The following is an 11075-nucleotide window of genomic DNA, read 5'->3' on the forward strand; positions in this document are numbered from 1 at the left end:
GGCATCCTTCCCCTGGGTCGGCGATCGCCGGCCCGCTCCACCACAGGTCAGCACTCGTGTAACGGGTGCTGAAACCTGGTGAACGAAAGAGAAATCGTCATGACGATGACCGATCCGGTCGCAGACATGCTGACCCGTCTCCGGAACGCCAACTCGGCGCACCACGACACCGTCTCGATGCCGAGCTCCAAGCTCAAGTCGCACATCGCGGAGATCCTCAAGCGCGAGGGCTACATCGCGGGCTTCGAGGTCACCGACGCGCGCGTCGGCCAGACCCTCACGCTCGAGCTCAAGTTCGGGCCGAACCGCGAGCGCTCCATCGCCGGCATCAAGCGCGTCTCCAAGCCCGGTCTCCGCGTCTACGCGAAGTCGACCGAGCTCCCCAAGGTCCTCGGCGGCCTCGGCGTCGCGATCCTGTCCACCTCCAGCGGTCTGCTCACCGACCGCCAGGCCGAGAAGAAGGGCGTGGGTGGGGAAGTCCTCGCCTACGTTTGGTGATCCAATGTCACGAATCGGACGTCTTCCCATCGACATCCCCGCCGGCGTCACCGTGACGATCGACGGCCAGGCTGTCAGCGTCAAGGGCCCGAAGGGCGAGCTCACGCTCACCGTCGCCGAGCCGATCGAGGCCAAGGTCGAAGAGGGCCAGGTGCTCGTCACCCGCCCCGACGACGAGCGCGCGTCGCGTGCGCTGCACGGCCTCACCCGTACCCTCATCGCGAACGACATCGTCGGCGTGACCGCGGGCTACTCCAAGGGCCTCGAGATCGTCGGCACCGGCTACCGCGTGACCCAGAAGGGCAGCGACGTCGAGTTCGCGCTCGGCTTCTCGCACCCGGTGCTCGTCAACGCGCCGGCCGGCATCACGCTGACCGTCGAGGGCAACAACAAGCTCACCGTCGCCGGCATCTCGAAGCAGGCCGTGGGCGAGGTCGCCGCGAACATCCGCAAGATCAAGAAGCCCGAGCCCTACAAGGGCAAGGGCATCCGCTACGCCGGCGAGGTCGTTCGCCGCAAGGCCGGAAAGTCAGGTAAGTAATCATGGCCGTGAAGACCAAGTCGGCTGCGCGTTCGCGCCGCCACACCCGCCTTCGCAAGAAGGTCGTGGGCACCGAGCTGCGTCCGCGTCTCATCGTCACCCGTTCCGCGCGCCACGTCTTCGTGCAGGTCGTCGACGACTCGAAGGGCCTCACGGTCGCTTCGGCTTCGACGATGGAGGCGGACCTCCGCACGTTCGACGGCGACAAGACGGCCAAGGCCAAGAAGGTCGGCGAGCTCGTCGCCGAGCGCGCCAAGCAGGCCGGTGTCGAGGCGGTCGTGTTCGACCGCGGCGGCAACAAGTACGCCGGTCGTGTGGCCGCCATCGCCGATGGCGCCCGAGAGGCGGGGCTGAGCCTGTGAGCGACAACAAGAAGGAGAACGTGGTGGCTGCAGAGGCACCCGTGGAGACGGCCGCAGCGTCGGCTCCCCAGAACGAGTCGCGCGAAGGCCGCCGCGGCGGCCGTGACCGCGGCCAGGGCGGTCGCGGTCGTGACCGCGACGCCGAGAAGAGCCAGTTCCTCGAGCGCGTCGTCACCATCAACCGCGTGTCGAAGGTCGTCAAGGGCGGCCGTCGCTTCAGCTTCACGGCGCTCGTCGTCGTGGGCGACGGCAACGGTCTCGTCGGCGTCGGCTACGGCAAGGCCCGCGAGGTCCCGACGGCGATCTCGAAGGGCGTCGAGGAGGCGAAGAAGAACTTCTTCCGCGTCCCGCGCGTCGGTTCGACGATCCCGCACCCCGTGCAGGGCGAGGCCGCTGCCGGCGTCGTGCTGCTCCGCCCGGCCTCGGCCGGTACCGGTGTCATCGCGGGCGGCCCGGTTCGCGCCGTCCTCGAGTGCGCGGGCATCCACGACGTCCTGAGCAAGTCGCTCGGTTCGTCGAACACCATCAACATCGTGCACGCCACGGTGGAGGCGCTCAAGGGTCTCGAAGAGCCCCGCGCCGTCGCCGCGCGTCGTGGTCTCGACTACGACCAGGTCGCCCCCGCGCGCCTGATCCGTGCCGAGGCGAAGGCGGCCGAGGCCGCCGCAGCAGCGAAGGCAGGTGCCTGATGGCCAAGCAGCTCAAGGTGACCCAGATCAAGTCCAAGGTCTCCGAGAAGCAGTACCAGCGCGACACGCTGCGCAGCCTGGGCCTCAAGAAGATCGGCCAGTCGGTCGTTCGCGAGGACAACGCGCAGAACCGCGGCTACGTCCGCACCGTCGCCCACCTCGTGAAGGTTGAGGAGATTGACTAATGGCTGACGAGAAGAAGGACGTCGAGGTGGAGGCCCCCAAGAAGGCCCCCGCCAAGAAGACGGCCGCGAAGCCCGCCGCCGAGAAGACCGAAGCCAAGGCTCCGGCCAAGGCCCCCGCCAAGAAGGCTCCGGCCAAGGCTGCGGAGAAGAAGACCGAGGACGTCGCCGCCCCGCGCGAGCAGGTCCTCAAGGTCCACCACCTCCGTCCGGCCCCCGGCGCCAAGAAGGACAAGACCCGCGTCGGACGCGGTGAAGGTTCGAAGGGCAAGACGGCCGGTCGCGGCACCAAGGGCTCCAAGGCCCGCAACAACATCCGTCCCGGCTTCGAGGGCGGCCAGCTTCCGTACCACATGCGTGCGCCGAAGCTGCGCGGCTTCAAGAACCCGTTCCGGGTCGAGTACCAGGTCGTCAACCTGGCCAAGCTCGCCGAGCTCTACCCGAAGGGCGGCGACGTCACCGTCGCCGACCTCGTGTCGAAGGGCGCCGTGCGCAAGAACGAGCGCGTCAAGGTGCTCGGCGACGGCGACATCTCGGTCAAGCTGAACGTCGCGGTCGACAAGGTCTCCGGCTCTGCCGAGCAGAAGATCGTCGCCGCCGGCGGTTCGGTCGCCTAAGACCGATCGGCTGACGATTCCCGAGCCTGTCGGGACCTCGCGTATGATTCACGGGGGTCTCGACAGGCTCGAGCCGTATCACCCGACCGACGGCGCCAAGTCCCCGCTGTCGGCCCATTTTGGAGGATGAGTGTTCAACGCGATCGCGCGGGTCTTCCGCACGCCCGACCTGCGACGGAAGATCGGTTTCACGCTCGGCATCGTCGCGCTGTTCCGACTCGGTTCGTTCATCCCGGCGCCGTTCGTCGATTTCCAGAACGTGCAGGCCTGTCTCGCGCAGAACCAGGGCACGTCCGGTCTCTACGATCTGGTCAACACGTTCTCCGGCGGCGCGCTCCTGCAGCTCTCGGTCTTCGCGCTGGGCATCATGCCGTACATCACGGCCTCGATCATCGTGCAGCTGCTGCGCGTGGTCATCCCTCGCTTCGAAACCCTCTACAAGGAGGGCCAGTCGGGCCAGGCGAAGCTCACGCAGTACACGCGCTACCTCACCATCGCGCTGGGCATCCTGCAGTCGACGACGCTCATCACGGTCGCCCGCTCGGGCGCGCTGTTCGGCACGAACGCCACGTCCGGCGTCTGCTCGGACCTCATCACGGCCGCGGGCAACACCTGGTACGGCATGATCCTGATGGTCCTCACGATGACCGCCGGCACCGGCCTCATCATGTGGATGGGCGAGCTCATCACCGAGCGCGGCATCGGCAACGGCATGTCGCTGCTCATCTTCACGTCGATCATCGCGACGTTCCCGACGTCGCTCTCCGCGATCGCCACGGCCCAGGGCTGGAACGTCTTCGCCCTCGTCATCCTCATCGCGCTCGTCGTGATGCTCGCCGTCGTCTTCGTCGAACAGTCCCAGCGGCGCATCCCGGTGCAGTACGCGAAGCGGATGGTCGGCAGGCGCACGTACGGCGGCAACAACACGTACATCCCGATCAAGGTGAACATGGCCGGCGTCGTGCCCGTCATCTTCGCCTCCTCGCTCCTGTACCTGCCGGCGCTCATCGCGCAGTTCAACCAGCCCGCCGCCGGCGAGGAGATCCAGCCGTGGGTCACCTGGATCTCGAACTACCTCACGCGCGGCGACCACCCGCTGTACATGCTGCTGTTCTTCCTGCTCATCGTCGGGTTCACCTACTTCTACGTCGCGATCACCTTCAACCCCGAAGAGGTCGCCGACAACATGAAGAAGTACGGCGGCTTCATCCCGGGCATCCGCGCGGGCCGTCCGACCGCCGAGTACCTCGACTACGTGCTCACGCGCATCACCCTGCCGGGTTCGCTCTACCTGGGCCTCGTCTCGCTGATCCCGCTCGTCGCGTTCAGCGCGCTGGGCGCCAGCCAGAACTTCGCCCTCGGCGGCACGTCGATCCTCATCATCGTGGGCGTCGGCCTCGAGACGGTGAAGCAGATCGATGCGCAGCTCCAGCAGCGCCACTACGAAGGACTCCTCCGATGACCCAGCCCCGCTCCGCCCGCTTCCTGATCGTCGGTCCGCAGGGCTCCGGCAAGGGCACGCAGGGCGTGCTCATCGCCGAGGCGTTCGGCGTCCCGGCGGTTTCGACCGGCGACATCTTCCGCGCGAACATCGCCGGCGAGACCGAGCTGGGCCTCCAGGTGCAGGCGATCATCGAGTCCGGCGAGCTCGTCCCCGATGCGCTCACGAGCGAGCTCGTGCGCGACCGCCTCTCGCAGGACGACGCGGCCAAGGGCTTCCTCCTCGACGGCTACCCCCGCAACCGGGGCCAGGTCGCCGACCTCGACGCCTTCCTCGGCGACCGGGGCGAGTCCCTCGACGCCGTGATCGAGCTCGTCGTGCCGCGCGCGGAGTCGATCGAGCGCATCAGCAAGCGCGCGATCGAGCAGGGCCGCACCGACGACACCGAAGAGGTCATCGCGAACCGCCTCGCGATCTACGAGCGCGAGACCGCCCCGATCCTCGCGGTGTACCGCGAGTCGGGCCTCGTCACCGAGATCGACGGCGTCGGCGGCCTCGACGAGGTCACGTCGCGCATCTTCGCGGCGCTCGCGGAGCGCGGACTGGTCCCGCCCGTGGCCGTCTGAGCCGAGTTCTCCTCCGGAAGGCCGGGTCCCGTTCGCGGGGCCCGGCCTTCCGCCGTCCGCGGCGGCGGGTCGGAGTAGGGTGAAGAGAGGACGCCGCGAAGAGGGGGGCCGAGCGGATGGCTGGCATACACGGCATCGGGATCGGCACTGGGGTCGCCGTCGGGGAAGTGGCGGTGATGGCCCCGCCGGCGCCGGACCCGCTGGACGAGCCGAGCACCGCCGGGCCGTCGGCGGAGGCGGCGCGCGCCGCCGAGGCGCTCGCGGCGGTCGCGTCGGAACTGCGCTCGCGGGGCGAGCGCGCGGGCGGCACCGCGGGGGAGGTGCTCGACGCGCAGGCGCTCATGACCGAGGATCCCGGCCTGCAGGACGCGGTGGGCGCGGCCGTCGCAGACGGCAAGACCGCAGAACGCGCCGTCTTCGAGGCCTTCGCCGCGTACCAGGCGATGTTCGCCTCGCTGGGCGGCTACCAGGGCGAACGCGCTGCCGACCTCGGCGACGTGTCCCAGCGGGTCGTGGCGCACCTGCGGGGCGTGCCCGCACCGGGTCTGCCGGAGCGCGAGAGCCCGTACGTGCTCGTCGCCAAAGACCTGGCGCCGGCGGACACCGCGCTGCTCGACTACGACCTCGTCGTCGCGATCGTGACGGAGGAGGGCGGTCCGAGCTCGCACACGGCGATCCTCGCGCGGGAGCACGGCGTCGTCGCGGTGCTCGCCGCCGCGGGGGCCGGGTCGCTGCGCGAGGGGCAGACCGTCATCGTCGACGCGGCGGCGGGACTCGTCGTGCCGGACCCGGATCCCGCCGCCGTCACGGCCGCGGAGCAGCGCATCGCGGAAGCCGCGGACCTCGCGGCCGCACCCGTGACCCCCGGGGCGCTCGCCGACGGCACCGCGGTGCCGTTGCTCGCGAACCTGGGCTCGCCGGCCGGGGCCGCGAAGGCGGTCGAGCTGGGCGCTGAGGGCGTCGGGCTCTTCCGCACGGAGTTCATGTTCCTCGACACCGCGAAGGCGCCGTCCGTCGAGGCGCAGCAGGCCGCGTTCCGGGAGCTGTTCGAGGCGTTCGGCGGCAAGCGCGTCGTCATCCGCGTGCTCGACGCCGGCGCCGACAAACCGCTGGACTTCCTGACGGACGCCGACGAGCCGAACCCGGCGCTCGGCGTGCGGGGCATCCGCTCGCTCCTGGCGCACGAGGAGGTGCTGCGGGCGCAGCTCGAGGCCATCGCAGCGGCCGCCGACGGTACGTCGGCGCTCGTCGAGGTGATGGCGCCGATGGTCGCCACGGTCGACGAGGCGGCGGCGTTCACGACGCTCGTGCATTCGTTCGGGTTGCCGACGGGCGGCGTCATGATCGAGGTGCCGTCGGCGGCGCTGCTCGCCGACCGCGTGCTCGCGGTGACGGAGTTCGCCTCGATCGGCACGAACGACCTGACCCAGTACACGCTCGCGGCCGATCGGCTGCTCGGCTCCCTCGCGCGGCTCCAGTCGACGTGGCATCCCGCCGTGCTCCAACTCGTCAAGTCCGCGGGCGACGCCGGCGCTCGGCTCGGCAGGCACGTCGGGATCTGCGGTGAGGCGGCCGGCGACCCGCTCCTCGCGATCGTGCTCGTCGGGCTGGGGGCGACGAGCCTGTCGATGTCGCCGCCCTCGCTCGCCGCGGTGCGGCGGTCGTTGGCCCGGGTGACGCTCGCCGACGCGAAGCTCGCGGCGGCCGCGGCCCTCGCGGCGACGGGCGCCGACGAGGCCGAGGCGGCGGCACGGGCATCCGTCGACGAAGCGGTCGCCGCGCGCGCCTGAGCGGGCGGTCCGAGACGGGCATCGGAGCAGCGCGCCCGAGACGGTCGGGAACCCGAGCGTCCGCCGTGAGCCGGAGGGCGTGGTAGATGGATCGCTTCCGATGGTGTAATCTTGATCCTTGGTGTACTCACGCCCAATTCACCGTGCCGTCTTCCAGAAGACGGCACGGGGGCGGGAGTCCTCCGCACGACCGGTAAACGTACCAGAGTGATAGTGAGGCTATGGCCAAGAAAGACGGCGTCATCGAGATCGAAGGCTCGGTGCTCGAAGCCCTCCCGAACGCGATGTTCCGGGTCGAATTGAGCAACGGGCACAAGGTGCTTGCCCACATCTCGGGCAAGATGCGCCAGCACTACATCCGCATCCTCCCCGAGGACCGCGTGATCGTGGAGCTGAGCCCCTACGACCTGACCCGCGGCCGCATCGTCTACCGCTACAAGTAAGTCCGCCGGAAAGTAACGGCCTGACCGGCCGCGGCCCAGCCGCGCGCCCGGACGGGTACGAGGACAGCGAAGGAACAAACAATGAAGGTCAACCCCTCCGTCAAGCGCATCTGCGACAAGTGCAAGGTCATCCGCCGCCACGGCCGCGTGATGGTCATCTGCGAGAACCCGCGTCACAAGCAGCGCCAGGGTTGAGCCGAAGGTCGAAGCCGCGTAGCGGCTTCGACCGAAGGCTCGAGGTCGAGTAGGCGCGCCAGCGCCGTATCGAGACCCGTCGACGGATCTCGATACGCGACTTCGTCGCTACTCGATCGGCGACACAACTGAACATCGATCACCGCATCCTCATGAAGCCGCCCTCCGGGGCGGGGGACACCTCGGGTTGGAGGCCCGGGCACCGAGGATGCTCCACACCTCCAACTCACTCACAGGAGAAGCCTCATGGCACGTCTGGCAGGAGTCGACATTCCGCGCGAGAAGCGCGTGGAGATCGCACTGACCTACATCTACGGCGTCGGCCGCACTCGCGCGCTGCAGACGCTCGCGGAGACCGGCATCGACGGGAACATCCGCGTCAAGGACCTCACCGACGACCAGCTCGTCGCCCTCCGCGATTTCATCGAGGGCACGTTCAAGGTCGAGGGCGACCTCCGCCGCGAGGTGGCCGCCGACATCCGCCGCAAGGTCGAGATCGGTTCGTACGAGGGCCTGCGTCACCGCCGCGGCCTGCCCGTGCGCGGTCAGCGCACGAAGACCAACGCGCGTACCCGCAAGGGCCCGAAGCGTACGGTCGCCGGCAAGAAGAAGCCCGGCCGCAAGTAACCGCCGATAGCCAGATCTAGGAGATTTCACCAATGGCAGCACCCAAGGCGGCCGCTCGCAAGCCGCGCCGCAAGGAGAAGAAGAACATCGCCGTGGGCCAGGCCCACATCAAGTCGACGTTCAACAACACGATCGTTTCGATCACCGACACCACCGGTGCCGTGATCAGCTGGGCTTCGTCCGGCGGCGTGGGCTTCAAGGGCTCGCGCAAGTCGACCCCGTTCGCCGCGCAGCTCGCCGCCGAGTCCGCCGCGCGTCAGGCGCAGGAGCACGGCATGAAGAAGGTCGACGTCTTCGTCAAGGGCCCGGGCTCGGGCCGCGAGACCGCGATCCGTTCGCTTCAGGCCGCGGGCCTCGAGGTCGGCAGCATCAACGATGTGACGCCGCAGGCGCACAACGGCTGCCGTCCCCCGAAGCGCCGCCGCGTCTGATCCGGTCGCCGTACCGGCGCCGCCTCGAGGCGGCGCCGGTACGGCGGGATTCCGTTCACCCCTTCCCCGATCCGACCGGGGCGCTCGTCCCGGTCGAACTCGCAAGTGTCATATAGCGGGCACTGACGAAAGGAATCACACGTGCTGATCGCACAGCGTCCGACGCTCACCGAAGACAACATCTCGGAGTTCCGTTCGCGATTCGTGATCGAGCCCCTCGAGCCGGGCTTCGGTTACACCCTCGGCAACTCCCTCCGCCGCACCCTCCTCTCCTCGATCCCGGGTGCCGCCGTCACGAGCATCCGCATCGACGGCGTCCTCCACGAGTTCAGCACCGTGCCGGGCGTCAAGGAGGATGTGACCGAGGTCATCCTCAACATCAAGAACCTGGTCGTCTCGAGCGAGCACGACGAGCCCATCACGGCGTACCTGCGCAAGTCGGGCTCCGGCGAGGTCACGGCCGCCGACATCTCCGCCCCGGCGGGTGTCGAGGTCCACAACCCCGAGCTCGTCATCGCCACCCTCGGCGACGACGCCAAGCTCGAGCTCGAGCTCACCATCGAGCGCGGCCGCGGCTACGTCTCGGCCGCTCAGAACCGCAACGAGTACTCCGAGGCCGGCCAGATCCCGGTCGACTCGATCTACTCGCCGGTCCTGAAGGTCACGTACCGCGTCGAGGCCACGCGCGCCGGTGAGCGCACCGACTTCGACAAGCTCATCGTCGACGTGGAGACGAAGCCGGCGATCTCGCCGCGCGACGCCATCGCTTCGGCGGGCCGCACCCTCGTCGAGCTCTTCGGCCTCGCCCGTGAGCTCAACACCGCGGCCGAGGGCATCGAGATCGGCGCTGCGCCGGTCGACGCCGCCGTCTCGAGCGAGCTCTCGATCCCCATCGAGGACCTGGACCTCTCGGTCCGCTCGTACAACTGCCTCAAGCGCGAGGGCATCAACTCGGTCTCCGAGCTCGTCGCCCTCTCGGAGTCGCAGCTCATGAACATCCGCAACTTCGGTCAGAAGTCGGTGGATGAGGTCAAGGAGAAGCTGACGGAGATGGGCCTCGCCCTGAAGGACTCGGTCCCCGGGTTCGACGGCGCCCACTTCTACACCGGCTTCGACGACGAGCGCTGAGCTGCTCCGAAGCGACTGACGAACCACACTTAACGGAGAAGAACCACCATGCCCAAGCCCACGAAGGGTCCCCGCCTCGGAGGCGGTCCCGCGCACGAGCGTCTGCTCCTCGCGAACCTCGCCGCGTCCCTGTACACGCACGAGCGCATCACGACGACCGAGACCAAGGCCAAGCGCCTTCGTCCGCTCGCCGAGCGTCTCATCACGTTCGCCAAGCGCGGCGACCTGCACGCCCGTCGTCGCGTCCTCGCGATCATCGGCGACAAGGCCGTCGTGCACAAGCTGTTCACCGAGATCGCGCCGCAGGTGGCCGACCGCGAGGGCGGCTACACGCGCATCACCAAGATCGGCAACCGCAAGGGCGACAACGCCCCCATGGCCGTCATCGAGCTCGTCCTCGAGCCCGTGACCCCGAAGGCGCGCGCTGCCAAGCCCGCCGCCGAGGCCGCGCCGGTCGTCGAGGAGGAGGTCGCCCCGACCCCCGCCGAGGAGACCGAGGTCGTCGAGACCGAGGCCGCCGCCGAGACCGAGGCCCCCGAGGCCGAGGCCGCGGAGGAGTCGACCGAGGCCGACGCCAAGTAATCCGAACGGATGCTCCGAAGGGGCCCGGACGTGCATGCGTCCGGGCCCCTTCGCCGTCCCCGGGGCGCCGGAGTCGTGCGGTGGAACCTGGTGCGCCACCGTCGGTCCGGCGGCGGCCGGGCCTACCCTGCAGGGGTGAGCGAACTGGCCGCGACGATCGCGCGGCCGGCCGGGGGGCCGTCTGCGCCGTCCGCCGCGCCCGCGCGGATCGCGGGGCTCGACGGGCTCCGCGCGCTCGCGGTCCTCGCCGTCATCGCGTATCACGCGGTCCCGGCGGCGGTCCCGGGCGGCTTCGCGGGCGTCGACGTCTTCTTCGTCATCAGCGGGTTCCTCATCACCCGATTGCTGCTCGCGGAGCGCGACGCGACGGGCGGCATGCGCGTCCTGAGGTTCTGGATGCGGCGCGCCCGTCGGCTCCTGCCCGCGCTGGCGGTGCTGGTCGTCGTCGTCGCGACGGTCGCAGGGCTCATCGGCGGGGACGTCACGGTGGGTCTGGGCCGCCAGTTGTTCGGCGGTGTCACGTTCAGCTCCAACTGGGGGGCCATCGCCGCGGATGCCTCCTACTTCGGCGCCTCGGCGGCCGAGCCGTTCCGGCATCTCTGGTCGCTGGCCGTCGAGGAGCAGTTCTACCTCGCCTGGCCGCTCATCCTGGCCGCTTGCGTCTTCCTCATGAGCCGGGGCGGGACCATGCTCTTGCTCGGCGGCACCGCGGTGCTGCTCGCCGGGGGAATGGCGGTGCTCGACCTCGTCGGAGTCGACCGGTCCCGGCTCTACTTCGGCACGGACATCCACGCCTTCGGCCTGCTGCTGGGCGCAGTGACGGCGCTCGCGACGGGCGGCTCGCTCGCCGCGGCGATCAAGTTCCTCCTCGACCGCGGCGCGACCGACGTCACCGCGATCTGCATCCTCGCCGCCCCCGAAGG

At 69.5% G+C, this 11075-nt stretch carries 16 protein-coding genes; all 16 read left to right on the plus strand.

Annotated features, from left to right (window positions below; all coding sequences use genetic code 11):
* Positions 1-99: 99 nt before the first annotated feature.
* On the plus strand, positions 100-498 hold the full coding sequence (gene rpsH, locus GB864_RS11740) for a 30S ribosomal protein S8 (protein ID WP_160425249.1): 399 nt from the start codon (positions 100-102) through the stop codon (positions 496-498).
* 4 nt (positions 499-502) lie between these two features.
* On the plus strand, positions 503-1039 hold the full coding sequence (rplF, locus tag GB864_RS11745; RefSeq protein WP_160425252.1) for a 50S ribosomal protein L6: 537 nt from the start codon (positions 503-505) through the stop codon (positions 1037-1039).
* Positions 1040-1041: 2 nt separating this feature from the next.
* A complete protein-coding gene (gene rplR / locus GB864_RS11750; RefSeq protein WP_160425254.1) occupies positions 1042-1401 on the plus strand; it encodes a 50S ribosomal protein L18 in 360 nt (119 codons plus the stop codon).
* 20 nt (positions 1402-1421) lie between these two features.
* Positions 1422-2090 (plus strand): 30S ribosomal protein S5, encoded by a 669-nt coding sequence (gene rpsE / locus GB864_RS11755; RefSeq protein ID WP_336603973.1) that lies wholly within the window; start codon positions 1422-1424, stop codon positions 2088-2090.
* Positions 2090-2275: a 50S ribosomal protein L30 gene (gene rpmD, locus GB864_RS11760; RefSeq protein ID WP_160425258.1), complete on the plus strand. Its 186-nt coding sequence runs from the start codon at positions 2090-2092 to the stop codon at positions 2273-2275. Before rpsE ends, rpmD begins: the two co-directional genes overlap by 1 nt.
* Entirely contained in the window at positions 2275-2889 is a 615-nt protein-coding gene (gene rplO / locus GB864_RS11765) for a 50S ribosomal protein L15 (protein WP_160425260.1), read from the plus strand. Before rpmD ends, rplO begins: the two co-directional genes overlap by 1 nt.
* A gap of 130 nt (positions 2890-3019) precedes the next feature.
* Complete coding sequence (gene secY, locus GB864_RS11770) at positions 3020-4351, plus strand: preprotein translocase subunit SecY (RefSeq protein WP_160425262.1); 1332 nt, start codon at positions 3020-3022, stop codon at positions 4349-4351.
* On the plus strand, positions 4348-4956 hold the full coding sequence (locus GB864_RS11775) for an adenylate kinase (RefSeq protein WP_160425265.1): 609 nt from the start codon (positions 4348-4350) through the stop codon (positions 4954-4956). Before secY ends, GB864_RS11775 begins: the two co-directional genes overlap by 4 nt.
* 116 nt (positions 4957-5072) lie before the next feature.
* Complete coding sequence (ptsP, locus tag GB864_RS11780) at positions 5073-6746, plus strand: phosphoenolpyruvate--protein phosphotransferase (protein WP_160425267.1); 1674 nt, start codon at positions 5073-5075, stop codon at positions 6744-6746.
* Between the two features lie 221 nt (positions 6747-6967).
* Positions 6968-7189: a translation initiation factor IF-1 gene (gene infA, locus GB864_RS11785; protein WP_100365313.1), complete on the plus strand. Its 222-nt coding sequence runs from the start codon at positions 6968-6970 to the stop codon at positions 7187-7189.
* A gap of 81 nt (positions 7190-7270) precedes the next feature.
* A complete protein-coding gene (rpmJ, locus tag GB864_RS11790) occupies positions 7271-7384 on the plus strand; it encodes a 50S ribosomal protein L36 (RefSeq protein WP_056734976.1) in 114 nt (37 codons plus the stop codon).
* 246 nt (positions 7385-7630) lie between these two features.
* Complete coding sequence (gene rpsM, locus GB864_RS11795) at positions 7631-8011, plus strand: 30S ribosomal protein S13 (protein ID WP_160425269.1); 381 nt, start codon at positions 7631-7633, stop codon at positions 8009-8011.
* A gap of 32 nt (positions 8012-8043) precedes the next feature.
* A complete protein-coding gene (gene rpsK / locus GB864_RS11800) occupies positions 8044-8442 on the plus strand; it encodes a 30S ribosomal protein S11 (RefSeq protein ID WP_136428062.1) in 399 nt (132 codons plus the stop codon).
* A gap of 141 nt (positions 8443-8583) precedes the next feature.
* Positions 8584-9570: a DNA-directed RNA polymerase subunit alpha gene (locus GB864_RS11805; RefSeq protein WP_160425271.1), complete on the plus strand. Its 987-nt coding sequence runs from the start codon at positions 8584-8586 to the stop codon at positions 9568-9570.
* 48 nt (positions 9571-9618) lie between these two features.
* Positions 9619-10152 (plus strand): 50S ribosomal protein L17, encoded by a 534-nt coding sequence (rplQ, locus tag GB864_RS11810; protein WP_160425273.1) that lies wholly within the window; start codon positions 9619-9621, stop codon positions 10150-10152.
* 135 nt (positions 10153-10287) lie between these two features.
* Positions 10288-11075 (plus strand): acyltransferase family protein (locus GB864_RS11815; RefSeq protein ID WP_160425276.1); only part of this gene is annotated, 788 nt, incomplete at its 3' end.

Source organism: Agromyces seonyuensis, from assembly GCF_009789225.1.
GTDB classification, from domain to species: domain Bacteria; phylum Actinomycetota; class Actinomycetes; order Actinomycetales; family Microbacteriaceae; genus Agromyces; species Agromyces seonyuensis.